The 25,905-nt window shown below is 44.9% G+C and carries 25 protein-coding genes and 1 pseudogene; 8 read left to right on the plus strand and 18 right to left on the minus strand.

Features of this window, described 5'->3' with window-relative positions; translation table 11 throughout:
- Positions 1-11: 11 nt before the first annotated feature.
- Together MUB50_RS15840 and MUB50_RS15845 are read left to right on the plus strand one after the other, a co-directional pair.
- A complete protein-coding gene (locus MUB50_RS15840) occupies positions 12-896 on the plus strand; it encodes a class I SAM-dependent methyltransferase (RefSeq protein ID WP_244791505.1) in 885 nt (294 codons plus the stop codon).
- Positions 893-1,429, plus strand: coding sequence for a nucleoside-triphosphatase (locus MUB50_RS15845; RefSeq protein WP_015542408.1), 537 nt, complete (start codon positions 893-895; stop codon positions 1,427-1,429). The genes MUB50_RS15840 and MUB50_RS15845 overlap by 4 nt, the downstream gene beginning before the upstream one ends.
- A 90-nt stretch (positions 1,430-1,519) precedes the next feature.
- On the opposite strand, the gene MUB50_RS17290 is transcribed toward MUB50_RS15845, so the two are convergent.
- The 11 genes and pseudogenes from MUB50_RS17290 to MUB50_RS15900 form a co-directional block, all read right to left on the minus strand.
- On the minus strand, positions 1,520-2,296 hold the full coding sequence (locus MUB50_RS17290; protein WP_244791528.1) for a TatD family hydrolase: 777 nt from the start codon (positions 2,294-2,296) through the stop codon (positions 1,520-1,522).
- Positions 2,297-2,320: 24 nt separating this feature from the next.
- Positions 2,321-2,728, minus strand: a pseudogene (locus MUB50_RS17295) (MOSC domain-containing protein); the annotation flags it as partial.
- A 487-nt stretch (positions 2,729-3,215) separates the two neighbouring features.
- Positions 3,216-3,704 carry a MogA/MoaB family molybdenum cofactor biosynthesis protein gene (locus MUB50_RS15860; protein WP_118626305.1) on the minus strand — a complete coding sequence of 163 codons (489 nt, stop codon included), beginning with the start codon at positions 3,702-3,704 and terminating at the stop codon, positions 3,216-3,218.
- A 3-nt stretch (positions 3,705-3,707) separates the two neighbouring features.
- Positions 3,708-4,697 carry a GTP 3',8-cyclase MoaA gene (moaA, locus tag MUB50_RS15865; protein ID WP_244791507.1) on the minus strand — a complete coding sequence of 330 codons (990 nt, stop codon included), beginning with the start codon at positions 4,695-4,697 and terminating at the stop codon, positions 3,708-3,710.
- Complete coding sequence (gene moaC / locus MUB50_RS15870; protein ID WP_059086610.1) at positions 4,697-5,176, minus strand: cyclic pyranopterin monophosphate synthase MoaC; 480 nt, start codon at positions 5,174-5,176, stop codon at positions 4,697-4,699. The genes moaA and moaC overlap by 1 nt, the downstream gene beginning before the upstream one ends.
- Before the next feature lie 12 nt (positions 5,177-5,188).
- Entirely contained in the window at positions 5,189-7,156 is a 1,968-nt protein-coding gene (gene metG / locus MUB50_RS15875) for a methionine--tRNA ligase (RefSeq protein ID WP_244791509.1), read from the minus strand.
- A 418-nt stretch (positions 7,157-7,574) separates the two neighbouring features.
- Positions 7,575-7,784, minus strand: coding sequence for a hypothetical protein (locus tag MUB50_RS15880; RefSeq protein WP_138276935.1), 210 nt, complete (start codon positions 7,782-7,784; stop codon positions 7,575-7,577).
- Positions 7,757-8,260: a threonine/serine exporter family protein gene (locus tag MUB50_RS15885; RefSeq protein ID WP_015526384.1), complete on the minus strand. Its 504-nt coding sequence runs from the start codon at positions 8,258-8,260 to the stop codon at positions 7,757-7,759. The genes MUB50_RS15880 and MUB50_RS15885 overlap by 28 nt, the downstream gene beginning before the upstream one ends.
- 89 nt (positions 8,261-8,349) lie before the next feature.
- Positions 8,350-9,105: a threonine/serine exporter family protein gene (locus MUB50_RS15890; protein WP_021653091.1), complete on the minus strand. Its 756-nt coding sequence runs from the start codon at positions 9,103-9,105 to the stop codon at positions 8,350-8,352.
- Between the two features lie 252 nt (positions 9,106-9,357).
- The gene (locus MUB50_RS15895) at positions 9,358-9,783 is read right to left on the minus strand and encodes a flavodoxin (protein ID WP_244791511.1); all 426 of its coding nucleotides are present in this window, start codon (positions 9,781-9,783) and stop codon (positions 9,358-9,360) included.
- 30 nt (positions 9,784-9,813) lie between these two features.
- Positions 9,814-10,407 carry a DUF3793 family protein gene (locus tag MUB50_RS15900; RefSeq protein ID WP_244791513.1) on the minus strand — a complete coding sequence of 198 codons (594 nt, stop codon included), beginning with the start codon at positions 10,405-10,407 and terminating at the stop codon, positions 9,814-9,816.
- A 382-nt stretch (positions 10,408-10,789) separates the two neighbouring features.
- On the opposite strand from MUB50_RS15900, the gene MUB50_RS15905 reads away from it, so the two are divergent.
- From MUB50_RS15905 to MUB50_RS15920, 4 genes are all read left to right on the plus strand, one after another.
- On the plus strand, positions 10,790-11,194 hold the full coding sequence (locus MUB50_RS15905; RefSeq protein ID WP_244791515.1) for a Fur family transcriptional regulator: 405 nt from the start codon (positions 10,790-10,792) through the stop codon (positions 11,192-11,194).
- A 107-nt stretch (positions 11,195-11,301) separates the two neighbouring features.
- Positions 11,302-11,847, plus strand: a complete 546-nt coding sequence (locus MUB50_RS15910) for an NADH peroxidase (RefSeq protein ID WP_015526390.1) — start codon at positions 11,302-11,304, stop codon at positions 11,845-11,847.
- A gap of 273 nt (positions 11,848-12,120) precedes the next feature.
- Positions 12,121-12,681 carry a hypothetical protein gene (locus tag MUB50_RS15915; RefSeq protein WP_118515247.1) on the plus strand — a complete coding sequence of 187 codons (561 nt, stop codon included), beginning with the start codon at positions 12,121-12,123 and terminating at the stop codon, positions 12,679-12,681.
- On the plus strand, positions 12,662-12,850 hold the full coding sequence (locus tag MUB50_RS15920; protein WP_118062206.1) for a hypothetical protein: 189 nt from the start codon (positions 12,662-12,664) through the stop codon (positions 12,848-12,850). Before MUB50_RS15915 ends, MUB50_RS15920 begins: the two co-directional genes overlap by 20 nt.
- 52 nt (positions 12,851-12,902) lie before the next feature.
- On the opposite strand, the gene MUB50_RS15925 is transcribed toward MUB50_RS15920, so the two are convergent.
- Positions 12,903-13,562, minus strand: coding sequence for a hypothetical protein (locus tag MUB50_RS15925; RefSeq protein WP_118515249.1), 660 nt, complete (start codon positions 13,560-13,562; stop codon positions 12,903-12,905).
- A 73-nt stretch (positions 13,563-13,635) separates the two neighbouring features.
- Positions 13,636-14,199 carry an HD domain-containing protein gene (locus MUB50_RS15930; RefSeq protein WP_244791517.1) on the minus strand — a complete coding sequence of 188 codons (564 nt, stop codon included), beginning with the start codon at positions 14,197-14,199 and terminating at the stop codon, positions 13,636-13,638.
- Positions 14,200-14,486: 287 nt separating this feature from the next.
- Here MUB50_RS15930 and MUB50_RS15935 point away from each other — a divergent pair, with 287 nt between their 5' ends.
- Entirely contained in the window at positions 14,487-14,981 is a 495-nt protein-coding gene (locus MUB50_RS15935; RefSeq protein WP_227574236.1) for an HD domain-containing protein, read from the plus strand.
- Between the two features lie 99 nt (positions 14,982-15,080).
- Here MUB50_RS15935 and MUB50_RS15940 read toward each other — a convergent pair whose 3' ends face one another.
- A complete protein-coding gene (locus MUB50_RS15940; RefSeq protein ID WP_021650270.1) occupies positions 15,081-17,543 on the minus strand; it encodes a glycogen/starch/alpha-glucan phosphorylase in 2,463 nt (820 codons plus the stop codon).
- Entirely contained in the window at positions 17,543-20,707 is a 3,165-nt protein-coding gene (gene ileS / locus MUB50_RS15945) for an isoleucine--tRNA ligase (RefSeq protein WP_227574260.1), read from the minus strand. The genes MUB50_RS15940 and ileS overlap by 1 nt, the downstream gene beginning before the upstream one ends.
- Before the next feature lie 794 nt (positions 20,708-21,501).
- On the opposite strand from ileS, the gene MUB50_RS15950 reads away from it, so the two are divergent.
- On the plus strand, positions 21,502-22,806 hold the full coding sequence (locus MUB50_RS15950) for a D-alanyl-D-alanine carboxypeptidase family protein (protein WP_118516240.1): 1,305 nt from the start codon (positions 21,502-21,504) through the stop codon (positions 22,804-22,806).
- Here the strand turns inward: MUB50_RS15950 and MUB50_RS15955 are convergent.
- From MUB50_RS15955 to MUB50_RS15965, 3 genes are all read right to left on the minus strand, one after another.
- A complete protein-coding gene (locus tag MUB50_RS15955; protein ID WP_118516241.1) occupies positions 22,783-23,739 on the minus strand; it encodes a 3'-5' exonuclease in 957 nt (318 codons plus the stop codon). The two genes, MUB50_RS15950 and MUB50_RS15955, sit on opposite strands and share 24 nt — an antisense overlap.
- A 113-nt stretch (positions 23,740-23,852) precedes the next feature.
- The gene (locus tag MUB50_RS15960) at positions 23,853-24,815 is read right to left on the minus strand and encodes a nucleoside hydrolase (protein ID WP_244791519.1); all 963 of its coding nucleotides are present in this window, start codon (positions 24,813-24,815) and stop codon (positions 23,853-23,855) included.
- A gap of 342 nt (positions 24,816-25,157) precedes the next feature.
- Positions 25,158-25,595 (minus strand): Hsp20/alpha crystallin family protein, encoded by a 438-nt coding sequence (locus MUB50_RS15965; protein ID WP_118626333.1) that lies wholly within the window; start codon positions 25,593-25,595, stop codon positions 25,158-25,160.
- Positions 25,596-25,905 lie beyond the last annotated feature (310 nt).

Raw genomic sequence — 25,905 nt, forward strand, 5'->3', positions numbered from 1 at the left:
AGAAATGATACATGGACTCTATATTGGATTATTTTATTTCTCTGCAGGAATCTGAGCCTGCAGAATTACCTGAGCGGGCTATAGAAAGATGGAATAAACGTGCAGACTTTTGGGAAGACGCACGCAAAAAGAAAGAAAAAGGTGATGAACGTGTCATCAGCGCAATAAACTACCTGGATTCCAAAGGACTTCTTGAAAAAAATTATGATGTCGCAGATATTGGATGCGGTCCCGGACGGTTTGCTGCTGCATTTGCCAAATATGTACACAAAGTAGTGGGGCTGGATATTTCTGATAAAATGGTTAAACACGGAATGGAACATATCCAAAATGAAGGCTTAAATAACGCTATACTCTATACATGTAATTTTCAGACATTAGATATTGATAAATCGGGGTATACGCATGCATTTGATTTGGTATTCAGTTCCATGACACCTGCAATCCACAATATGGACGGACTGATAAAATCTATGGAAATGAGCAGGGCATGGTGCTGTAATATCACGCATCTTGACAGACGAAATTCACTCAGGGAACAGATCTTACAGGAAGTATTTGGCAAACAAACAGCACCCCAATGGAATGGGCGATGGTTTTTCTCTCTTTTCAATATATTATTTCTGCTTGGATATAATCCTGAAACAAGCTATGAAAAACTCCATCGTGAAACCTGGGTAACTCCGGATGAACAATATATTGATTCCCTCATGGAGCACATGCTTCCTTCTGAAGAATATACACAGGAAAACGCAAATAAAATCATGCAATGGATTCAATCTCACTTAAACAAAGATGGGCAGATCAAGGAAATAACTGATTCCACTTATGGAAGAATTCTCTGGGATGTTCGAAACAAAACAATACGACCTGACTATGGAACTATTATAAAATGAAATGGGACTTTACTATGACTCAACATATATTTTTAACTGGTAAAAAACACATTGGAAAATCTACATTGATCCAAAAGATATTAGATGATTATAAGAAAACCTCTGATGGATTCCTGACTGTCCGCACAAAAAACTATCTGAAGGATCAGTATTCAGTTCATATGTACCATCTAAAAGAGAAGGAGCTCCCAAACGAATCTAATCTTTTGTTTTTATGCGGAAAAACAGATGAACACACTGCCGATACCTTTGATCGCCTTGGATGCAATATTCTTTCCATGTGTTCTGACTGCTCTTTAATTGTTATGGATGAGCTTGGTCCACATGAAGCAGACGCAGCTTTATTTCGGAGAAAAATCCTAAACCTTTTGGATGGGCAGACTCCCATTTTAGGGGTATTACAAGAACCTGCAGAATCTTTCTGGCCTGAAATCGTAAATCACCCAAAGGTAGAAATCATTATAATTTCTGAAGACAATCGAAATGATTGCTCTTTACTTAATCACATTCAATATAAAATCTCATCTCCTTAATAATTACTCCCGGGGCTATGCGCTCGGAACTAACCAAAGGGTCAAGTAGCTTTTGAGAAGTCTCTTTGTGTATTTTCAATATTTTTATTCTCAAATCACCCCAAACACCTTCACCGCATTACTCTCCGTCACAGCCACAACCTCCTCGCAGCTGACACCCTTAATCTCCGCAATCGTCTTCACAACCTCCGGCAGATACAGGGAGCTGTTTCTTTTTCCACGGTTCGGCACAGGTGCCATGTACGGGCAGTCGGTTTCCAGCAGAATCTGATTCAGCGGTGCATACTCTGCCACTTCCTTCAGCTTCCGGGAATTCTTAAAAGTAACCACTCCGCCGATTCCGAGATAAAGTCCCATATTCAGATACTCTCTTGCAATTTCTTTGCTATAGGAAAAGCAATGGATAACTCCACCATACATCCCGTCCTTCATATATTCTTTCACGATATTCAGCGTATCCTCCGCAGCGTCTCGGCTATGAATGATAAACGGAAGCTTTTTCTCACGGGCAATGTCCATTTGCTGGCGGAATACCTTCTGCTGGAGAAGGTGCTCTTCCTTCTCCTTATGCCAGTAATAATCCAGGCCGATCTCACCCACGGCTACTGTCTTTTCCTTATCACAATACCTGCGGATCTCATCCAGAACTGCCGCATCCACTTTATCCGCATCATCCGGATGAACACCCACTGCGCCATAAATAAAAGGATACTTCTCCACCAAATCATAAACCCGGTCAAAATGTCCCACAGAAGCACACACATCCACAATATGCCCGATCCCGTTCTCCTGCATACTATCCAGTATGTCAGAACGATCCTCATCAAAAGCCTCATCATCGTAATGTGCATGGGTATCAAAAATCATAGCTTTATCCACAGTCATCTCGTCACCGACGGAAACTTTTCCACCTTTCAGCACTCTTGTAAACACACCTTCCCGTGGCATGATGCATTCACCCATCTTCTGAAAAATGGCACAGCCATTGTGGCACTCCTTTCCGATCTGAGTCAGCTCCAGCACAACCTCACCACAACGGAATCTGGTGCCAACCGGAAGCTTTGCAAAATCAATCCCTTCCACAACCAGGTTCTCACCAAAAGCACCATCCTCGACCTCTGCGCCCTTCGCACGAAACGCATCGATCTTTTCACCGGAAAGAAGACTCACCTGTCGATGCCACTTTCCGGCATGAGCATCCCCCTCAAGCCCCCAGTCCTCCACAAAAACCGCCGAACCAACATTCTTCTTCTGTGTTCCTTTCTTCTCACTGATACAAACCGCAAGTACTTTTCCCATAATAATAACTCCTATTAATTACACATCATTACCAAATTTATTTCTCTCTATCTCTCACACCATTTAACCATCATCACCAGCAGAGCTCAACACCCGTAAAAAAACAAGCCGCGTAGCGTGTCATCGAACTGGCCCTGCCTCCGTTGAGCGTCCGTTAGTATACCCGCCCACACCTCTCTCATTTCTCTCCATGTCCGCTAAAACCTACTATCCTCAAACACCAGGCCCGCGCAGCCACACTTCTCTCTATGTCCGGTAGAACCTAACATCCCCAAACGTCAGGCCCGCGCAGCCGGGGCCGTCCTGCAGACGTCAGCGAAGTGCCCGTCGAGAGGCGAGGATAGCTGCTGCCACCAAGCGCCCTGTTTGAGCCGCAGGCGAGTTGGCGCGACTGGCAGCAAACCGGCGCCGCAGCCGAACAGGGCACGAAGCGTGTCTGCAGGACGGCCCCGGCTGCGCGGACCGTCCGTTCGTTAACACCCCCGTTCTACCGACCACACTCCCCCACATCTCCAGTCAAAATCTCAATCCCATGCCCCAACGCCTCAATAATAACCTCCAGGCATTCCCTGACAGCCTTAGGACTCCCCGGCAGATTAACGATCAACGTTCCCTTCCGGATCCCAGCCGTAGCCCGGCTCAGCATCGCCCGCTTCGTGATCGTCATGCTAAACGCCCTCATCGCCTCCGGAATCCCCGGCACACGCCGCTCGATCACATCCTCCGTAGCCTCCGGTGTCACATCCCTCTGAGAAAACCCGGTACCACCCGTAGTCAAAATCAGCTCCGCAAGCCCCAGATCTGCGATCTCAGCCATCCGGCTTCCAAGCATCCCACGGTCATCCGGCAAAACATCCACAGAAACAACCTCATACCCGGCCGCCTCCATAATCTCCTTCACAGCAGGACCACTAAGATCCTCACGCTCCCCTCTGTAACCCTTATCACTAGAAGTGATCACAGCAACTCTCTTCATCACTCAACCTCCGATCTGTGCCATACAAAGCTTCTCCGTCTTATCATCCTTCTGTTTCTCCAGACTTCCGCCAAAAGCATGCCCGTCCGGTTTCTCCGCCAGAGCCTCCAGGATCACAGCCTTCAGCATCTCATCCGAACCACCACCGCGGATCACCTCCCGAAGATCCCTTCCCGCCGCATACTGCAGACAGGTCTTCAAAAAGCCCTGTGAAGTCAGCCGTATCCGGTTACACTCCCCACAGAACTTATGACTCACCGCGCTGATAAACCCGATCTTTCCGGAAAACCCATCCACATCATAATAATGACACGGTCCATTCCCAAGGGGCTCCCCAACATACGGCGAAAACCGCGGAAGCTTTTCCCCAAGGATCCCAAGCAGTTCCTTTTCCGACACCCCATGAAATTCTTTTCCCATCCCAATGGGCATCATCTCAATAAACCGCACATGCACCCTATGATCCCTGGCAAAAAGCGCCACCCGGCAAAGATCCTGCTCCGGGATCCCAAGAGGCACACAATTGATCTTCAGTGAAATCTCCGGATACTTCATTGCCTCCGAAATCCCTTCCAGCGTCCGCCCAAGTTCATCCCGCCGCGTGATCCTCCTGCTACAGGCTTCATCCAGTGTATCCAGGCTGATATTCAATCCGTCCAGCCCCGCCCGGGCAAAATCACTCATCTGATCTTTCAGAAGCACACCATTTGTAGTCAGAGTCACCTTCTCGATCCCCGGCATATTTTTCAGTTTTTCCACCAGCTGAGGCATCCGCGGCCGCACAAGCGGTTCCCCGCCGGTCAGCTTGATCTTCCGGATACCCAGCTCTGCCATCACCCGGCAGATCCTCAAAATTTCCTCTTCCTGCAAAATGAGGGAGCGCTCCACATGCTGCACTCCCTCCTCCGGCATACAATAAATACACCGCAAATTACATCTGTCAGTTACGGAAATCCTGAGATAATCAATATTTCTTCCGCACCTGTCTATCATTATTTTTCCTCAAAACGGAAATCTCCGCTTTTGCCTCCTGTTTTTTCTTCCAGATGGATATCAGACATGACCATGTGCTTGTCAATTGCCTTGCACATATCATAAATAGTCAGAAGCGTCACCTGAACACCTGTCAGGGCCTCCATCTCCACGCCTGTTTTTCCCTCTGTTTTTACCGTGCAGAATACACGGATCACTCCCGCATCCTCATCGGTCTCAAAATCCACGGAACATTTCTGGATGGGAAGTGGATGGCACATGGGAATCAGCTCAGAAGTACGCTTCACACCCATGATACCTGCCACACGAGCCACACCAAGTACATCACCCTTTTTCACATTTCCGCTTTTTACCGCGGCCATGATCTCCGGGCTTACCTGAATGGAACCCGTGGCTGTTGCCGTACGGTGAGTGACCGGTTTGTCGGACACATCCACCATAACAGCATTTCCATTTTTATCAAAATGATTCAATTCCATATCTGTCTATACTTAGCAGATCTCAGCGCCTGCAGGCATCTCTTTCTCCGGTACCATCAGGGAAAGATTTCCGTCTGCATCCTCTGCACAGAGGATCATACCCTCGCTGAGGATTCCGGCAAGCTTGGCAGGTTTCAGGTTTGTAACGACCATAACCTTTTTGCCCACCATTTCCTCTGCAGAGTAATGAGCCTTGATTCCGGATACGATCTGACGAACCTGACTTCCGATCTTAACCTGAGAGCAGAGAAGTTTTCTGGATTTTTTAACCTCCTCACAGGCGATGATCTCACCAACCTGGAACTGCAGCTTCTCAAAATCATCGAAAGTGATCTCCGGCTTTGCCTCGATATCGATCACGTTCTCTGTTTTCTCCTCTTCTGCCTCTTCCTTCGGCTCTTCTTTCTTCGGATGAAGCTTCTCAACCTTCTCAAGAACCTCTTTCAGATCAAGTCTCGCAAAAAGGATCTCCGGTTTGTCGGTTACGCGGTTTCCTGAAGGATAAAGACCGAACTGCTCCATCTCCTCAAGAGTTCTCTCGTTTACGTTGAGCTGTACAAGAATACGCTCTGTTGTACGCGGCATAAAGGATTTCAGAAGAGATGCGCCGATGCAGATACCCTCAACCAGGTTGTAGAGAACTGTTGCAAGACGATCCTGCTTTGTCTCATCCTTTGCAAGTGCCCATGGCATTGTCTCGTCGATATATTTGTTGCAGCGTTTGAACAGAGAGAATACCTCTGTGATAGCATCTGCAACACGAAGCTTGTCCATTTTTGCGGAAACGTTCTTCGGAACCTGAAGGATGAAGTTCTTAAGATCCTCATCAACCGGCTCAGTAACATTCTTGTTCTCAACGACTCCGTTAAAATATTTGTTGGACATGGAAATTGTACGGTTTACAAGATTTCCAAGTGTGTTTGCAAGGTCGGAATTCAGTCTCTCAACCATCAGCTCCCATGTGATCACACCGTCATTCTCAAATGGCATCTCGTGGAGTACGAAATAACGGACAGCATCTACACCGAAGAACTCAACCAGCTCATCTGCATAGATTACATTTCCTTTTGATTTACTCATTTTTCCATCACCCTGAAGCAGCCATGGATGTCCGAATACCTGTTTCGGAAGCGGAAGATCCAGAGACATCAGGAAAATCGGCCAGTAAATGGTATGGAAACGGATGATATCTTTTCCGATCAGGTGAAGATCTGCCGGCCAGTATTTGTTGAATGTATCACTGCTGTTTCCGTCACAGTCATAACCAATACCTGTGATATAGTTTGTCAGAGCATCCAGCCATACATATACAACATGCTTCGGATCAAAATCTACCGGGATTCCCCATTTAAAGGATGTTCTGGATACACAAAGATCCTGAAGTCCCGGAAGAAGGAAGTTATTCATCATCTCGTTTTTACGAGACTCCGGCTGGATGAAATCCGGATGTGTGTTGATGTAGTCAATAAGCTTGTCTGCATACTTACTCATTTTGAAGAAATATGCCTCTTCCTTAGCAGGTACGCATGGGCGTCCGCAGTCCGGACATTTGCCGTCTACAAGCTGGGACTCTGTAAAGAAGGACTCACATGGTGTACAGTACATTCCTTCATAATGACCCTTGTAGATATCTCCTTTTGCATACATTTTTTTGAAGATTTTTTTGACCTGCTCTTCATGGTCTTTATCTGTTGTACGGATGAATTTATCATAGGATGTATTCATCAGATCCCAGATACGTTTGATCTCGCCGGAAACGTTATCTACGAATTCCTTCGGTGTAACACCAGCCTCTTCAGCCTTCAGCTCGATCTTCTGACCATGCTCGTCAGTACCTGTCTGAAAATATACGTCATAACCCTGCTGTCTTTTAAAACGTGCGATCGCATCCGCAAGAACGACCTCATAGGTATTTCCGATATGCGGTTTACCGGATGTGTACGCAATGGCAGTGCTGATATAATATCTCTGCTTTTCCATCTTTTCTTTCCTCCATAAATATAAAAATAAATTGTGTACTTACTCATAACGGACTGAAAATATATTCCGTCAGAACAGGAAAATTCCTGTCCGGGGACATTGGAAGATTACCAAGTAATTCTCAGCGACATAAAAAAACGCCTTCTCATACCATAACGATATGAGAAGACGAGTTATTACCCGTGTTACCACTTCTTTTCGTTCCTGCCTCGCGGCAAAAACCTCATCAGGTACAGCAAGCTCTATACCCTTCCGCTATAACAGGCGGTCCTGTCACTGCCTGCCGGTGTCCGTTAAATCGGACATTCACACTTCGCTTATCGCGTTTAAACCGGTTCAGCAATGCCTCTCCGAAGCCATCTTCCATCTGCGCCTGCACATCCCTCTCAGTCTCGGAACTCCTGCATAAAGTGAACCTTCACCATTCACCCTGCTGCAGATCTATGACCTCAACTACATCACAGCCTGCATCTAAAAAGTCCTCCGGGGATTTCCCTGTAGTACGGTGTACACATGTACTCTCTTCTTCCATGAGTTTTCCATATGGGAAAATCGTAACACATTTCCGATGGTTTGTAAACGGGGAATTTCGATACTGTATTACATTCTCCTCTGCCTGTACATCCACCGCCACGCCATCCGGAACGCAATGGTTGTCAGCGTCATTCCTGCTGCCATGCTCACCGCAAAAAGGATCGTATAGATTCCGTCTTTCTGGAATTTTGCCCAGTCCTTCATCAACATCCAGTTCATTGTCCGGTAAAGTGCTGCTCCCGGAATCAACGGAATTGTCGCAGAAACCAGAAATACAGTTACCGGCGTTTTATGAATTCTTGCCATACATTCTGCATACAAAGTAATAGCTACTGTTGACCAGAAACCGCACACATACGGACTTGGCGTTATGAACTCTACTGCCAGATATACAGCCCAGGACAGACATCCACCCAATGCCGCAAACCAGAGTTTTTTTCCATGGATATTAAATAATGCCGCAAAGCCGAGGGATCCTGTGAAGGATACGACCAGCTGTATGATTTCCCGCATGTTTTCCTCCTGAATAAAATCATAACTACTCTCAAATACTCCCATCATCTGCTGCATTTCGCTACTCCGCAATTGATGCAGTATCTAAACTCCTCATTCACTGCTTATTGCTTTTCGCAACCTTCAAGAGAACTTCCCTGATTCGGTTAAAACAACAGATTCGCCACCGTAAAACCAAGGCCCACGACCAATGCCAGCAAAAGTGCCTCCATACATCGGATCAAACCTGTAATGGTATCTCCTGAAAACATATCGCGCAATGAATTGGTAAATGCAATTCCCGGTATCAGAAGCATGATATTTCCGATACTGATCAGATCCGCATGATGTCCAAGCCCGATCAGAACTGTAAGATTGGAAAGTACTCCGCCGGCTCCGCAGCAAAGAAGCACTGTCAGCAGCGAGTTTAATGCACCTTTTTTTACAAAAGCCTCAAACAGCTTCAGGGCGATACCAATCAGCGCAGAAGCAATCATATCGTTGACATCTCCTCCGAAAAACACTGAAAAAGAACCTGAAATTACAGCATAGATCAAAATCTGCGTTTTAAAAGAATATCCTTGTTTATCCCGGATCTTTTCCAGCCCCTTCTGGATCTCCTCCGGCTTCGGCCGATACTCACAGATGTATCTGGAAAGCTGGTTCAGGTCATCCAGCCGTCCCAGATCATTGGACATTCCCGGCACACGCCGCGTCTGGGTGCAAATACCGAAATCCTCTCCATAAATAGTCGTCACAATACTGGATGTGATAGAAAAAACATCTGCCCGGGTGGCTCCATATGCCAGGCAGATCCGCCGTATGGTATCTTCCACACGTCCAACCTCTGCTCCGCAGCAAAGAAGCTGTTCACCAATTGTCATCGCATAATATAAATACTGTTCCGCTTCCTCCCGCGTCATCCGGCATCCCTCACTTTCCTGCTTTATTTCATTTTTATCTATTTTAGGACACGTAAATATTAAAATCAACAAGGATTTTTTGTCTTAATATTCATTTCTTCTATATTTCCTCAAAGTAATAAGCAGATATTTTTGTTCAAAATAAAACACCACCCGGACAAAAAAGATGTCTATCTCTTCTGTCCGGATGGTGTTGGTGTTTGAAAATCCAATGCTCTGCTCAGTTTTTATTTATCTGAAATCTAACAAATCTTATGCGAGTTTTCCGCCAAGTTCACGGCAAGCTGCAAGTCCTTCATCATCAGGAGTGTTGTTTACAATGAGACCCTCATCCTCAACAAGCTCTGCGCCTGCGTCTTTTGCTCTGCCGCACCATGTTCTCATCCACTCTCCGTCGCCCCAGTCATAGGAACCGAAAAGTGCAACTTTTTTACCGGAAAGTTTGCCTTCCAGCTCAGAAAAGAACGGCTCAAACTCACCCTCCTCAAGCTCCTCATCCCCCATAGCCGGACAACCAAGAGCCAGAACATCAAAAGAAAGCGCTTTATCCACATCCGCATCAGCCACTTCCATAATCTCAACATCCGCACCGGCAGCCTTGGCACCTTCCTCAACAGCCTGCGCCATAGCCTCTGTGTTACCTGTAGAAGACCAGTAAATAATTCCTACCTTGCTCATCTCAAAAACCTCCTGTTTTTAAACTTTATATTATACGCACATCTGAGATGTACAGAGATGCTTCATACCAACAACCTGCAAAATCGAATACCCCGCACGGATATGCGCCGCAGTAAACTCCCGGCACTTATCATAGCTGTCAAAAATCCTGCGAGCCTGCTCCACATCATCATAAACCTTCCAGTAACCACACATCTTGCAGCCACTGCCTCCGAATTTCCGGAAACCCTTCACGTCTTCAATGGGATACCCCAGGAAAAGTCCGATCTCATGAGGAAACTCCGTCTTATAAAAAAATCTCTCCTTCAGACGGGCGATCATCTCATCCAAAGAACCATCTATATTATACCCATCCTGGAGCAAAAGTTTCCTGGCTTCATCCTGCTTAAGATATTCCTGCAGCATATCCGGACGGTACACCAGAAGAAGATAATGCTTCCTGCATCCACAGATGATCTCCATACGGATACCTTCCCGTTCAAGACTCTCCTCATAATCCGAAATGATCTCCGGCAGTTCCGGAATTTTTTCCTTGGAAAAGGAAACAAGATTCGCCGGTTTCATTCCCATTAATACAGGGGAACAATGATAACCCATGACAGATTCAAATTTTTCACAAGTCATTTGCATTCTCCTTTACATGTTAGTTAGATTTGTCTAACTATTGTAAATATACTACCATAGTTAGCCTCTGTCAACTTATTTTTTAAAAATTTTCATTAGGAATTTTTATTGATAAAATACCATCATTAAAGGCACAATATTCCTTATAACAAACACTCTATCAGACATCCGACTGCCAGTTCTCACCATTTAACCGAATCAGGTAAGTCCCCTGCATGGTTGCAAATATCCACTACACCTGCAGCGTAAAAATACTTATTTACATCCAGCTCATAAAATGAAAATATTTCAGGATAATCAGATCAAAACCTCTTGACAAACCTCCCTCTGTCATGTATTATAATATCAGTAATAATTACTATTACTGAAAGGAGAGGACATTATGGCAGCACTTAAATACAGCCGTCAGCGAGAATCCATCAAGGAATTTCTGAGATCCAGAACAGATCATCCAACGGCAGATACAGTATACGAGAATCTTCGACAGATCTACCCGAACATCAGCCTCGGAACTGTCTACCGTAATCTTTCTCTTCTCAGTGACATCGGTGAGATCCGGAAGCTGACCAATTTCGGAAGCGCGGATCGCTACGATGGAAGGATCGCACCACACTCACATTTCATGTGTACCAGATGCAACCGGGTGATCGATATGCAGTCAGACAGCCTTAACGGAATTCTTGAACAGGCAGCTGCAGAATTTATCCACGGAAAAGTCTTTGACGTAGACGCAAGCTTCTATGGAATCTGCAAGGAATGCCTGAAAAAAGAAGAAAAACAAGCTTGACAAAATAAAGATCACATGGTATCATGAAATAGTAATAATTACTATTATCATTTCAATAGAAACAAAAATAAACAATATATTTCAAAAAAGAAAAGGAGATCATTACTATGGCTAAATGGGTATGTACAGTATGTGGATATGTTTATGAAGGCGAGCAGGCACCGGAAGCCTGTCCAGTATGTAAAGCACCAGCTTCTAAATTCCAGAAACAGGAAGGCGAGCTCTCATGGGCAGCTGAGCATGTTGTAGGCGTTGCTAAAGGCGTCAGCGAGGACATCCTTGCAGATCTGAGAGCTAACTTCGAGGGCGAGTGCTCTGAGGTTGGTATGTATCTTGCAATGGCTAGAGTAGCTCACAGAGAGGGATATCCGGAAGTTGGAATGTACTATGAGAAAGCAGCTTACGAGGAAGCAGAGCATGCAGCTAAATTCGCAGAGCTCCTTGGTGAGGTTGTAACAGACAGCACAGAGAAGAACCTTCAGATGCGTGTAGAGGCTGAAAACGGCGCTACAGCAGGTAAATTCGACCTTGCAAAACGTGCGAAAGCAGCTGACCTTGACGCAATCCATGACACAGTTCATGAGATGGCTAAGGATGAGGCGAGACACGGCAAAGCATTCGCTGGTCTTCTTAAGAGATACTTCGGCAAATAATAAAGCCGCATAAAATAAGGATCTTTGCGAGAGGGAATCATTCAAAATGGTTCCCTCTTTTTTGATGAATATGTGCAAATTAGTGTGCAACTTTGCAAGTGATCTTAACTAATATGTCATAAATTGTCGAAATATTTTAATTGAAAAATCGTGCCCAAAATAGTATACTTATATAAATAAATTCTTAAGTATTACAAATTCTTCTCGATTTCCAACGTATGGAAATTTCTTTATTTATTTCACATCACTACATTTCTTTATTGGGAGGATTCCATGATCTTATTAGAACAAGGCTGTATTAACATATGGATAGATGAAATTGTTCCTTGTTTAAAGAACACAAAAACTGGAGAAATTAAAGAAACGGTTGTTTTTAAAATCCAAAGTCGTGCATACCTGAAGGAATTTCAGAAATCTAATGGCTGGCACATTAATTGGAATGAACTCCCCAGAAATGTTGATGTTTACGCTCTTGCACTAAAAGAAGATAATTCTATTCAAGGGCTCATAGGCATAAAAAATGATAAAGATTCCAATGCAGCTTATATCCATTGGGCCTGTACTGCTCCACATAACAATAAACATGAATACGATAAGCAGAAATATGTTGGTGTAGGCGGACATCTTTTTGCTATAGCTGCAGATAAATCTATGGAATGGGGATATGAAGGTGCTGTTCATGGATTTGCTGCTAATGAAGAACTGTTACAACATTATATAAATGTATTCCATGCAGAATATTTGGGAATGCTTCATCAATATCAGTTTTTCATTGATGAAGAACAGGCAAAGAATCTATTGGAGGTGTATCATTATGAATGGAACGAAACCTAAATTTTTAAAAAAATCAGCCCTCAATCCAGAATACTTTAAAAAACCTAACCCCTACATGAATGCCCCATCCTGCCATGTAAATTTACTCGAATTATCAAGATATGCAAAAAAACATAGAAAAAAACTTATCGATCTTACACAGGATGAAATTAAAAAGTTTTCAATTTAGCAGGAAATCACCAAAAAAGGAACCGGTCTCCCGGTTCCTTTTTTCGTCATCTCTACATACTATATCCATCCAGATATACCGATGATACATAATTTTTGCTGGTATTCTTATACAATATCTGCAGATAATGTGATCCATCCATAGTGACTGTACTTCCGTTTTTGATCTTTCTCTGTCTTCCGGTTCCGTGTTCACTGTAATATATTGCAACTATCTTGTAGCCCTTCTTTGCAGTGATACATACTTTTGCCTTTCTGGGATAACCTTTTGCAACCGGGACCATGGTCTTTTTATCAAAGGATTTTTTATAATCTTTTCTTCCGAATTTGCACACATTTAACGGATTTTTATAATTATGTACCGTAACTTTAGATTTAAAAGAATATGTTTTTCCATTCTTTCTTTTTACTTTGAAGGATACAATAGAAGTTCCTGTTTTTTTTGCCTTCAGCGTAATGGTATAATCACCCAGAAACGGCATCTTTCTTACTGATACCACATTGGTATTACTGGATTTCAGTCCCAGAACTTTGTCGGATCTGACGGAGTTTATGATTCCATATCCGATTTCCTCACCTTTCATAAGAGCAATAGTCTTATGAAATTTGAGCGTACCCGCCGCCTGTGCTGTGACCGGTGCTACTGCAAGATCTGTCACGATAAATGTAAGTGCCAGAAATAACACCAATAATCTCTTTACTGCTTTTTTCATTACTTTTTCCCCCTTTTATAAGCCTTTTGGACTTATTCTATACATATTAGTATACAGGAGTTTTTCATCTTCATCAATGTTTTTTCTGAATTTTCTGTACACTATCTTCCCGAACCTTTGCGCGAAGCTCTGTCAGATATTCTGAGAATTTCACCTGCTCATTTCCGTAAGTCATCTGCAGATCATACTCCAACGGAATCCAGGTTTTAATATCGGATTCATTGTGCTGGATCAGGGCTTCCAGCTTGTCCAACGCTTTATAGATCCTGGCCTCCAGAGTCTGCTGCGCTTCCATCTCCTGATATAGTTCCGCCATCTCTTTATCGAACGGCTCCGGCAGAGTCTTCACCCATTCTCCCAGCACATCGGCTTCTTTCTCCGAATCCTTATCCGTTTTTTCAAAGGCCGGGATATCACCGGTAAAAGCTTCTCCCAGATCATGGATCAGGCACATTTTCATAATTTTCAGAAGATCTGCCTCAGGAAACTCATCACTGACAAAATATGCCATCAGCGTGATCCTCCAGGAATGCTCTGCAACGCTCTCCCGCCTGCCACCGGAAGTATAACTATGACGCACCGCATCCTTTAACCGTTCTGCAACGGAAAGTAATTCGATCAGTTTTTCTGGTTTCATATATATTACGCTCCTCTTCTTTTTATTATGTCAACCATTTAAATCAGCTATTTTCAGCCTATCTTATATAGCTGTCCATAAAACCGTTATAGCATTTTCACTTTACTATACCATAATTTCCCAAAGAACAGACCCCCAAAAACATTCTCCTTACTTCTGCGCGCTGACATTTCCCATCCCAAATAAATTTGTCCAAGCTAATTTCTAAAAAAACTATAAACCATATTGCATTTTTCTCCATAATCGTCATAATGAAGTTATAAACAAAAGAAAGAAGGTGATTGCCGATGGATATCACGGTGTCGGATGAGGTCTCACAGGAATATCATGAGCTTGTGAAGAACATCCTCTGTAACAGAGAGTTCCTGAAGCTGAGCCTGTACACCCACCACCAGTGGACCACACGGCTCATGCACAGTATCAATGTTTCTTACCTCTCCTGGTTCATTGCCAGGAAGCTGGGATGTGACGAGAAAGCTGCCGCAAGGGCAGGGCTTCTCCACGATTTCTGTCCCTATGACTTCAAGGCGGAGACTCCGACCGGTGAGCATCAGGCGTTTTATCACCCGAAGGCTGCCGCAGACAACAGTGCCGCACACTTTGATGTCACAGACAGAGAGCTGGATGCGATACTCTCACATATGTTCCCTCTGGGACCTCTTCCACGCAACAAGGAAGCCTGGATCATCAGCTTTGCCGATAAAGCCTGCGCCATCGCGGAAGGCTGCCATATCGCCATTGCACTGGCCAGGCGGAACCGGATCGTCATCAATCCGGCATAATTTACACACAAAAAACAGGGCCGTCGCCACTTCTGACGAGCCCTGTTTTTGTGTGTAAATTTATTTTATGGTAATACTTTGCAGATCACTTTATATATCTTAGTTCTCTTTCACAACAACCTTATCCAGATGCCAGATATCATCTACATACTCCTGGATAGTTCTGTCGGATGTGAACTTACCGCTGCATGCTGTATTGAGAAGTGCCATCTTAGCCCAGCGTTTCTCATCTTTGTATGCTTCCTCAACACGTTTCTGTGCTTCTGCATAGGAACGGAAGTCGCCAAGGATAAAGTACTGGTCAGGTCTCGGCATATTGCGTTTGTCGAGAAGTGAATTATAGATGTCACGGAACATCTCTGTATCGCTGGAGAAGGTTCCGTTGATCAGCTGCATCAGTACCTGACGGATCTCCGGATCTGTGTTGTAGATGAAGTCCGGATCGTAACCGCCGTTATTCTCATAGTTGATGATCTGGTCAGAGCTCATACCGAAGATAAATGCGTTCTCCTCGCCAACCTCCTGTACGATCTCGACGTTGGCACCATCCATGGTTCCAAGTGTCGGAGCACCGTTCAGCATGAATTTCATGTTACCTGTACCGGAAGCCTCTTTACTTGCTGTGGAGATCTGCTCTGAAACATCTGCTGCCGCAAAAATGATCTCGGCGTTGGATACACGGTAGTTCTCGATGAATACAACCTTCAGCTTACCGTTGATGGATGCATCATTGTTTACAACATCTGCCACACAGTTGATCAGCTTGATGATCTTCTTTGCACGTGCATAAGCTGCGGAAGCTTTTGCACCAAAGATAAATGTTCTCGGATAGAAATCCATCTCCGGATGTGCCTTGATCTGGTTGTACAGATAGATCACATGCAGGATGTTGAGAAGCTGACGTTTGTACTCATGAAGTCTCTTAACCTGGATATCGAAGATGGAGTGCGGGTCAACCTCAACACCATTGTGCTCCAGGATATATTTTGCAAGACGCTCTTTGTTCTTGAACTTGATGGTCATGAACTCCTGAAGAGCCTTCTCATCGTCTGCATAAACCTTAAGCTTGGAAAGCTGGGAAAGATCTGTGATCCAGTCCGGTCCGATCTTGTCCGTTACCCAGTCAGCCAGAAGCGGGTTTCCATGAGCAAGGAAACGTCTCTGTGTGATACCGTTTGTTTTGTTGTTGAACTTCTCAGGCATCATCTCATAGAAATCCTTCAGCTCCTGATTCTTGAGAATCTCAGTATGAAGGCGTGCAACACCGTTTACAGAGTAGCCTGCAACGATCGCGAGGTGAGCCATCTTAACCTGTCCGTCATAGATGATCGCCATCTTCTTGATCTTCTCGAAATTTCCAGGATATTTCTGCTGGATCTCAAGAATGAAACGACGGTTGATCTCCTCGATGATCTGGTATACACGCGGAAGCAGTCTGGAAAACAGCTCGATCGGCCATTTCTCAAGTGCCTCGGACATGATGGTGTGGTTAGTGTAAGCACAGCATTTTGTTGTGATATCCCATGCCTGATCCCAGCCAAGACCTTCCTCATCAATGAGGATACGCATCAGCTCTGCTACTGCAACAGTCGGATGAGTATCGTTCATCTGGAATACAACCTTCTCATGAAGTTTTGTGATATCATCATGAGTTTTCTTATATTTGGCAATGGCTGCCTGAAGGCTGGCAGATACAAAGAAGTACTGCTGTTTCAGACGAAGCTCTTTACCTGCCATATGGTTATCATTCGGATAAAGCACCTCTACGATAGTACGTGCAAGGTTCTCCTGCTCTACTGCGTTGTGATAATCACCCTTGTCGAAAGAGTCAAGGTTGAAGTCTACGATCGGCTCTGCATCCCAGATACGAAGTGTGTTTACAACATCGTTGTTATAACCTGTGATCGGCATATCGTAAGGAACAGCCTTAACTGCCTGATATCCTTCATGGATGAATTTATTCTCGTTCTTCACCGGATCCCACTCAACGCGTACATATCCGCCGAAATGAACCTCTTTTGCATACTCCGGACGACGGAGTTCGAAAGGATAGCCGTTCTTCAGCCAGTTATCCGGTGCCTCTACCTGATAACCGTCACGGATTTCCTGCTTGAACATACCGTAACGGTAACGGATTCCGCATCCGTATGCACAGTAATTCAGAGTTGCAAGGGAATCCAGGAAGCATGCTGCCAGTCTTCCGAGTCCACCGTTTCCAAGAGCCGGATCCGGCTCCTGGTCTTCGATGCAGTTAATGTCAAGTCCAAGCTCCTCAAGAGCCTCCTTAACCTCGCCGTATGCGCCAAGGTTGATCAGGTTGTTTCCAAGGGCACGGCCCATAAGGAACTCCATGGACATATAATATACGATCTTCGGGTCCTGTTTTTCATACGCCTTCTGGCTCTTAAGCCAGTTGTCAATGATCACGTCTTTCACAGTGTAGCTTACAGCCTGAAAAATCTGCTCCTGTGTAGCCTCTTCCAGTGTTTTTCGATAAAGGAATTTTACGTTTTCTTTTACGCTTTTTTTGAACTCCTCTTTCTCAAACTGCTTGTCAATCATTAGTTTTCCTCCTGTACTTTGGATACTCCCAGTGTTACAGCCTCTTTGTTGATGTTCCATTCTTTGGTGTAACCCTCTGCTTCTCCCAGAACAATGTTTTCTGCCAGTACTTCTCGTTTGATCTCATCCTGGTTTGCTTTCATGATATCCATGATCTTATCGTTATCTTTTGCATAGACAATGATCTTGTCCATGACTTCGAAACCAGCCTCTTTACGCATGGTCTGAACCTTGCTGATGATCTCGCGGACAAAGCCCTCCTGGATCAGTTCAGGTGTAAGGTTTGTATCAAGGACAACGGATGTCTCACCGTCTGTCTCTGTCACATAGCCCTCGCTCTGGGCTGTTTCGATCAATAAGTCTTCCTCTGCAAGCTCGACTCTGTTTCCGGCAATGTCAAGAACGAGAACACCATTGTCTCTCAGCTCTTTCATTGCTGCGGTTCCGTCGATCTCGGAGAGTGCGGTACGGATGCCGTTCAGAAGCTTGCCGTATTTCGGTCCTACGGTACGAAGCTGCGGCTTGAAGCTGTAGGAAATAAAGGACTCTACATCATCTGCGAATTTCACTTCTTTTACGTTAAGCTCATCTGCGATGATATCTGTGTAGAATTTATCCATAGCTTTCTCAGCTTTTACATACATGGTTCCGATCGGCTGACGGTTCTTGATGTTTGCGGTATTTCTGCATGCACGTCCGAGAACAACGATCTCAAGAAGCTCTTCCATGTTTGCCTCGAGATCCTTGTCGATCCATGCCTCGTTTACCTCCGGGTAATCGCAGAGATGGATACTCTCCGGAGCGTCTGCATCAATGCTTCTTACAAGGTTCTGGTAGATATCCTCAGTCATAAACGGGATCATCGGAGCTGCAGCCTTGGCAACTGTTACCAGTGCTGTGTAAAGTGTCATGTAAGCATTGATCTTATCCTGCTCCATGCCCTTAGCCCAGAAACGTTCACGGCTTCTTCTTACATACCAGTTACTCATATCGTCAACAAATTCCTGAAGTGCTCTTGCAGCCTCCGGAATCTTGTAGGAATCAAGATCTGCATCGACAGTCTTCACCATGGTATTCAGCTTGCTGAGCAGCCATTTATCCATAACCGGAAGCTTATCGTAATTTAAAGTATATTTAGTCGCATCAAAATTGTCAATGTTCGCATACAATACGAAGAATGCGTAAGTGTTCCACAGAGTGCTCATGAACTTTCTCTGTCCCTCTACAACTGCTTTGCCGTGGAAACGGTTCGGAAGCCATGGAGCACTGTTGATGTAGAAGTACCAGCGGATAGCATCTGCGCCGTATTTGTTCAGTGCGTCAAACGGATCTACGGCATTTCCCTTGGACTTACTCATCTTCTGTCCGTTCTCATCCTGTACATGTCCCAGAACGATTACATTCTTATACGGAGCCTTATTGAAAAGCAGTGTGGACTCAGCAAGAAGGGAGTAGAACCATCCTCTTGTCTGGTCAACAGCCTCGGAGATGAAGTCTGCCGGGAACTGCTGCTCAAACAGGTCTTTATTCTCAAACGGATAATGATGCTGTGCAAAAGGCATTGCTCCGGAATCAAACCAGCAGTCGATAACCTCCGGTACACGATGCATGGTCTTGCCGCAATCCGGACACTTCATAGTGATGTCGTCAATGTATGGGCGGTGAAGCTCGATGGTCTTCGCACGCTCGTCACCACTCTTCTCATAGAGATCCTGGCGGCTTCCCACGGATTCCATATGTCCGCACTCACACTGCCAGATGTTCAGTGGTGTTCCCCAGTAACGGTTTCTGGAAATACCCCAGTCCTGAACGTTCTCAAGCCAGTCACCGAAACGTCCCTTACCGATGCTCTCCGGAATCCAGTTGATAGTATTATTGTTACGGATCAGATCATCCTTTACTGCTGTCATCTTGATGAACCAGGACTCACGTGCATAGTAGATAAGCGGTGTGTCACATCTCCAGCAGTGCGGATAATCATGCTCGAATTTCGGTGCGTCAAAAAGCTTGCCCTCTTTGTCAAGGTCTGTGAGAACCATAGGGTCCGCTTTCTTTACGAATACACCGGCATATGGTGTCTCTTTGGTCATGTTACCCTGTCCGTCTACGAACTGTACGAACGGAAGGTCATACTCACGTCCGACACGGCTGTCATCCTCACCAAATGCAGGTGCGATATGAACGATACCGGTACCATCGCTCATGGTAACGTAGTTGTCACAGGTTACGAAATGAGCTTTTTTGCGCTGTTTTGCTGCTGCCTCGCCTGTGCATGCAAAAAGCGGCTCATATTCCTTACGCTCAAGGTCTGTTCCTTTATATTTCTCAAGGATCTCATATGCAGGCTCATCATCCTTTGCAAGCTTGCCGAGAACCTTGTCCAGAAGTGCTTCTGCCATGTAGTAGGTATAGCCGTCTGCTGCTTTTACCTTACAGTAGATCTCATCCGGGTTTACACAAAGTGCAACGTTGGACGGAAGTGTCCACGGTGTTGTTGTCCATGCCAGGAAGTATGCATCCTCACCGACAACCTTGAAACGTACAATGGCAGAACGCTCTTTAACAGTCTTGTAGCCCTGGGAAACCTCCTGTGCGGAAAGCGGAGTTCCACAACGCGGGCAGTAAGGAACGATCTTGAAGCCTTTGTAAAGAAGACCTTTGTTCCAGATTTCTTTCAGTGCCCACCACTCGGACTCGATGAAATTGTTGTCATATGTTACATAAGGATGCTCCATGTCAGCCCAGAAACCAACTGTAGAGGAAAAATCCTCCCACATTCCTTTATATTTCCATACGCTCTCTTTGCACTGCTGGATGAACGGCTCCATTCCGTACTCCTCGATCTGCTCCTTGCCGTCAAGACCAAGCTTCTTCTCAACCTCAAGCTCAACCGGAAGTCCGTGAGTATCCCATCCTGCTTTTCTCGGAACCATGTAGCCCTTCATTGTACGGTATCTTGGGATCATATCCTTGATAACTCGTGTCAGAACATGTCCGATATGTGGCTTACCGTTAGCGGTAGGCGGTCCGTCATAGAATGTGTATGTCTCGCCCTCTTTACGGCTGTCCATACTCTTTTCGAAAATCTTGTTGTCTTTCCAGAATTTCTCAACTTCTTTTTCACGGTCAACAAAATTCAGATTCGTGTCAACTTTACGATACACAATATTTACCTCCTGTGTCTGATTACTGGCTGCTGCCTCATCTGTAAGGCCACAGCGGATTCTTTCCTCACAGATACCTGTTCGTGCCAATGCCTCGGGCACTTATAAAAAAAGACCCCATCCTGTAAAAGGACGAAGTCTGATTCGCTGTACCACCTGTTACATTATACGGGCCTGTGTCCGGATTCCTGCGTCTTCTGCTATGTTCTTATGCTCTGTGTTATGGCGCGGGCCGTTGTTCCATGTCTGTTCATAGCGGACAATTCTTTGTATCTGCCGATATATGTTCCCTGTAACGGAGGAAATCCGTCAGCTCTTACTTGATCATCATCTGTATATCAGATATTCTTCCCGGCTGCTGCCGGACAACTTCGGAACTGAAGCTCAGGAGTGATATTCCGCCATATTTACTCGTCCCGGGCTCCCACCATCCCCGGTTCGCTGCAAGCTTTCCATATGGCTTACTGTCTCCATCACAGCTTTTTCTATATACGCTGTCTATTATAGGTTGGGGAAAATCCATATGTCAAGTGTTTTCAGGGATTTTTTCTTATTATATGTATGTTCACTTCTTCTTAATGGAATTTTCACAGACTGCAAGTAGTTTTTCCGGGAGGAAAGTGGTATACTACTACAGAATCTTGAGGGCAAAAATACAGTTTTTCATTAATACAATGCTATAATTAATGAAATACTGCACCTCATCACAAAACGGGCAAGAGTTTTTTCGGTTACTGATTTCCAAATGAATAATAACCTTCTCTCCCGGATTTATTACTGAAAGGTATCTTATTATGAAAAATATGAAAAAACGATCCTTACGCCGGATCTTTGCCGGTATTCTCTGTGTGGGAATCCTGCTTACAGGCGCCGAGCCATGCAGCGCTTCCGCGCCTCTTGGATACGATGAATATGGTGATCCTATCGTCACTGCCACACCGGTTCCTGATGGACAGTCATCCGGTCAGGCCGCAGCAGTCATGCCTGCTCACTCCAGCTATTATTCTCAGGCCGCCGACACCGATTCCATTGACGGGTGGCCCAAAGGTCCCGGCATCGAAGCACAGGCTGCAGTCCTTATGGACGTAAATACAGAAGCCGTTCTTTATTCCAAAAATGCGGACACACAGCTCTATCCTGCCAGCATCACGAAGATCCTGACTACACTGCTTGCCTGCGAAAATCTGAACGCTAAGACAAATATTACCGTATCTGAGAACGCTTCCACCAGTGTAACTGCCGGAGATTCCAGTATTTATGCGGCTCCCGGTGAAGAATTTACCAGGGATCAGGCCCTGATGGCCGTCATGCTCCAGTCCGCTAATGAAATGTCTGTCGCCGTTGCGGAAGAAGTTTCCGGTTCTGTAAAGAAATTCACAGAACTCATGAACTGGCGCGCCAAGCTTTTCGGCTGCAAGAACACACACTTTAACAATCCTAACGGTCTTCCGGATGAGAATCATTACACCACAGCCTCCGACATGGCAAAGATCGCCAAATCCGCCTGGCTAAACCCTCTTTTCCGGCGATACTGTACCAAACGTTATTACGAGATCCCGCCTACCAATAAATTTACCGAAGCCCGTCAGCTGCTCAATCATCACAAGATGATGAAAAACGGCGAATACTATTATGAAGGTGTCCGTGGCGGAAAAACAGGATATACCGATGCATCCGGAAACACGCTTGTCACCTACTGCAAACGGGGAAATATAACGTTGGTAGCCGTGATCCTGAATTCTACTTCTGCGGCAAATGCTTACAGCGATACTGCTTCTCTTTTCAATTATGGTTTTGAAAATTTTGAAAAGGTGGATATGAAGGTGTCCATGGAGCCAGTCCCGTTTAAGGTACTCCCCTGTGACAAATATATCCTTAAGAATAACGGAAATACCTATCCGTTTTATTATCAGACAAAGGTTTATGTGACTATTCCAAAAGGTATCAAAAAATCACAGCTTAACAAACGCCAGGCCGTTCTTCAGAATGCTGTCGGCCCACTGCGTCTGAAAAGCAAATATTATTATAAGAAACAAATGGTCGGATGGGGAATGCAATACGAACGAAACATCGTATCAGATCTTCTCCTGGCTTCGTAACATTTTCCTGCGGCGGAGAGATTCGTGCTTTTCACGGATCTCATCCGCCGCTTCTGTATCTTCTGCTCTCAGGGTCTTCACCCCGAAATATTTTCCCTCATCCGTTTTTCGAATCCTGATCTTTCCGGCAACAGGTCCATGCTCATGGCAAAGGGCAAGGCTGTAATACACCTTGGGATTGTTGGTACTGAACCAGCGGATTTTCCGCTTGGCAGGACATCTGCAGATGGGACACATGGTACTTACCATGATGCGATCCTTCATCAGACGCTCCTTTGATACAAATTCCCTGGACACAAACTTATCATGGTCTGTATAGGAAATATAGATCTCGCTGTCTCTGGATTTTGGATTCTGATATACATCCAGGGACGGATGACGGATCATGCATGCTTCATCGATCTCCAGGAGTATCCTGGCAGTATAGCTGGCGTCTGCCAGTGCCCGGTGAAAATCACGTTTTTTGGGAAGCTCCAGATAGTCTGTGGCATATTCCAGGGAACGCCTGGATATTCCATCCTCGAATTTTATGCTGAAAAGTTTCTGCACATCATAGTAATGCACTGGCCCTGGCATCAGCTTCAAAAGATTATAGTATTTCATATTGCGCTGAAGTTCCATCACATCCTGGTCTCCCCAGGTAAAAAAGCGATACTCCTCCCCGCACCATTCCAGAAATCTGCGAATCGCCCTTGGAAAAGGAATGCCGTTTTCCAGTTCATGATAATCCACGTGGATCACTTCGTGGATACTGTCGTGGATCCAATGGTACACTTTGGGCTTGATCAGGCACTGAAAGGTATCAACGATCTCTCTTTTTTCATTTAATTTTACTGCCCCGATCTCTATGATCTCAAACGGGAGCCGACTATCCGGATGTCTTCTTCCATCCGGATTCTGGTTCCATTCCAGGTCAAATACAATATAGTTCATGGGTTTTCTGTCCTCTTATCTGACAGTGTGCACAGATATCTTTATGAAGAGCAGGCACTGTGTTCTGCTCCTCTATATCTTATGAACGCAACTGCTTCATGGTCTGATCCCGGTTATTTCCCGGTTCTGCACTCAGAAACAGAATAAATCGCTTCAAACAGCTCCTGCTGGAAGCTTTCTGTATCTGCATCTGTCAGAATCATATCTTTCATTTCATCTTCTTCGTGTAGCCACCAGCGGAAATCGCATAATGTAGCACCCCGTCCGGCACCGTCTGAACAGTCCACATCCAGGAATACTTTTTCTGTTTTAAAGAACTCCGGATGGATGAGATACATAAACGGTACAGCAGCATGGATACTTGCCACGCAGCGATATTTGGAAAAATTTTCAAGTACGTAGCCGGCCATATCTCCACAGGCTCTGGCTACCGGATCACCGGACTGACACAGCTTCATGATCTGGTTTCTGGTAAGATTACATTTCAGGGTAGCATCCAGTCCACACATGATCAGTGGGATTCCGGAATCGAATACGATCTTTGCCGCCTCCGGATCTGCGTAGATGTTGAATTCTGCTGCCGGTGTGATGTTTCCGCCTTTTGCTGCACCGCCTGTAAATACAATTTTTCTGATCTTATTCTTTATTTCAGGAAAAACCTTCAACAGAAGTGCAAGATTAGTCATTGGTGCAGTTTCAATCATTACTACCTGCTCGCCCTCCGGAAGGGCATTCAGAATGTCACGGATAAAAAGCACTGCATTGTCAGAAGCAGCCTCTGTTTTTGCTTCCGGCAGTACGCAATGGCCAAGCCCTGTCTCTCCGTGAAATTCTTCCGCATAAATTGCCGCTTTCACAAGAGGACGATCCTGGCCTCCTGCCACCGGAACCTTCAGTCCGTAAAAATCCACCAGCTCCAGTGCATTTTTGGTCACTCTTTCTATCCTGGTACTTCCTGCAGATGTCGTCACTGCAAGCAGCTCCAGTTCATCCTGATGTGCTGCCGCATATGCCAGTGCGATCCCGTCATCGATTCCGGGATCACAGTCCATGATAACCTTGATCTTATCTCCCATATATTCACCTCTGTAAAAACTCTTTCCCCAGTTTTATAGTATTGCCGAATTTCCGCTGTTTACCTGTTCCAAGTATAACAGAGTGGGGAGGGAGTGTAAAGTTAATCAGAATTCACCTCTGTACTTCAGGCTGAAACGTAAAGAACCCCTCTGCCGGGCATTGGCAGAGGGGTGGAAAAAAAAGGGGGTTATATTCATTTATATAAACAAATGCAATGTGCAATTTGGAGTTTTAAGTCAGGCGGATAAAATTATCCGCATTCGGTCAACCGGCCATTATCTGGTTATCTCTGCAATATCCGTTTGGGTTGTTCCGGATATTTGCTTCAAAGTAAATGCCGATCAATCAATAGAAACAAATTTCTTCTCTTCTGCTTCTTTCTTGGTCTCTTCCTTCGGGAAGGTTACATAAAGGATTCCGTTCTCATATTTCGCATGGATATCTTCATGCTTAATGCTCGAGCCTACATAAAAGCTTCTGTTGCAGGTTCCTGTATAACGTTCTCTGCGAACATATTTACCTTTATCATCCTTCTCGTCCTTCTTCTCTTCTCTGGTTGCCTGAATGTTCAGATAACCATTCTTCAGCTGGATCTTCACATCCTCTTTCTTAAATCCCGGAAGATCGATCTCCAGTTCATAATTGCCATCTACATCACGGATATCTGTCTTCATCATATCCTTCACCTGAGGATAAGCATTGGCAGCTGCCTGACGGCCTGCAGGATATCCCATAAAATCATCAAATAAATCTTCTCCGAAAATACTTGGCATTAACATAACTCATTCCTCCTGATCTATATTCGCTGCGTATTATGCAGGCGTTTTTAATTTACTGTTTCTGAAAACTCTGTAAGAACTTTCTCCGGAAGATTTCTTTTTCTCTCTTCCTTTGTTCTGTATGTACTATAACACGCATTATTAGCACTGTCAAGAGGCGAGTGCTAATTTCACACTTTCTTCACATTTTCCCTAAAATGAAAAACTAATTTCCACTCTCAGCCCTTTATGTTCTTTTGCTGAAATTAGGGGTGGAACTTAGTCCTGCAATAAGCTATCCTATAACAAATGCCAGGGTACACTGGCCCAT

This window comes from Blautia sp. NSJ-140 (assembly GCF_022868965.1).
In the GTDB taxonomy this organism is placed as follows: Bacteria; Bacillota; Clostridia; order Lachnospirales; family Lachnospiraceae; genus Blautia_A.

Coding starts and splice junctions, on each gene's coding strand:
- MUB50_RS15840 (WP_244791505.1), top strand. CDS start 12: ATGGACTCTATATTGGATTATTTTATTTCTCTGCAGGAATCTGAGCCT.
- MUB50_RS15845 (WP_015542408.1), top strand. CDS start 893: ATGAAATGGGACTTTACTATGACTCAACATATATTTTTAACTGGTAAA.
- MUB50_RS17290 (WP_244791528.1), bottom strand. CDS start 2,296: ATGATTTTTGATACCCATGCACATTACGATGATGAGGCTTTTGATGAG.
- MUB50_RS15860 (WP_118626305.1), bottom strand. CDS start 3,704: ATGAAGAGAGTTGCTGTGATCACTTCTAGTGATAAGGGTTACAGAGGG.
- moaA (WP_244791507.1), bottom strand. CDS start 4,697: ATGATAGACAGGTGCGGAAGAAATATTGATTATCTCAGGATTTCCGTA.
- moaC (WP_059086610.1), bottom strand. CDS start 5,176: ATGGAATTGAATCATTTTGATAAAAATGGAAATGCTGTTATGGTGGAT.
- metG (WP_244791509.1), bottom strand. CDS start 7,156: ATGGAAAAGCAGAGATATTATATCAGCACTGCCATTGCGTACACATCC.
- MUB50_RS15885 (WP_015526384.1), bottom strand. CDS start 8,260: ATGCAGCAGATGATGGGAGTATTTGAGAGTAGTTATGATTTTATTCAG.
- MUB50_RS15890 (WP_021653091.1), bottom strand. CDS start 9,105: ATGACGCGGGAGGAAGCGGAACAGTATTTATATTATGCGATGACAATT.
- MUB50_RS15895 (WP_244791511.1), bottom strand. CDS start 9,783: ATGAGCAAGGTAGGAATTATTTACTGGTCTTCTACAGGTAACACAGAG.
- MUB50_RS15900 (WP_244791513.1), bottom strand. CDS start 10,407: ATGACTTGTGAAAAATTTGAATCTGTCATGGGTTATCATTGTTCCCCT.
- MUB50_RS15905 (WP_244791515.1), top strand. CDS start 10,790: ATGGCAGCACTTAAATACAGCCGTCAGCGAGAATCCATCAAGGAATTT.
- MUB50_RS15910 (WP_015526390.1), top strand. CDS start 11,302: ATGGCTAAATGGGTATGTACAGTATGTGGATATGTTTATGAAGGCGAG.
- MUB50_RS15915 (WP_118515247.1), top strand. CDS start 12,121: ATGATCTTATTAGAACAAGGCTGTATTAACATATGGATAGATGAAATT.
- MUB50_RS15920 (WP_118062206.1), top strand. CDS start 12,662: ATGAATGGAACGAAACCTAAATTTTTAAAAAAATCAGCCCTCAATCCA.
- MUB50_RS15925 (WP_118515249.1), bottom strand. CDS start 13,562: ATGAAAAAAGCAGTAAAGAGATTATTGGTGTTATTTCTGGCACTTACA.
- MUB50_RS15930 (WP_244791517.1), bottom strand. CDS start 14,199: ATGAAACCAGAAAAACTGATCGAATTACTTTCCGTTGCAGAACGGTTA.
- MUB50_RS15935 (WP_227574236.1), top strand. CDS start 14,487: ATGGATATCACGGTGTCGGATGAGGTCTCACAGGAATATCATGAGCTT.
- MUB50_RS15940 (WP_021650270.1), bottom strand. CDS start 17,543: ATGATTGACAAGCAGTTTGAGAAAGAGGAGTTCAAAAAAAGCGTAAAA.
- MUB50_RS15950 (WP_118516240.1), top strand. CDS start 21,502: ATGAAAAATATGAAAAAACGATCCTTACGCCGGATCTTTGCCGGTATT.
- MUB50_RS15955 (WP_118516241.1), bottom strand. CDS start 23,739: ATGAACTATATTGTATTTGACCTGGAATGGAACCAGAATCCGGATGGA.
- MUB50_RS15960 (WP_244791519.1), bottom strand. CDS start 24,815: ATGGGAGATAAGATCAAGGTTATCATGGACTGTGATCCCGGAATCGAT.
- MUB50_RS15965 (WP_118626333.1), bottom strand. CDS start 25,595: ATGTTAATGCCAAGTATTTTCGGAGAAGATTTATTTGATGATTTTATG.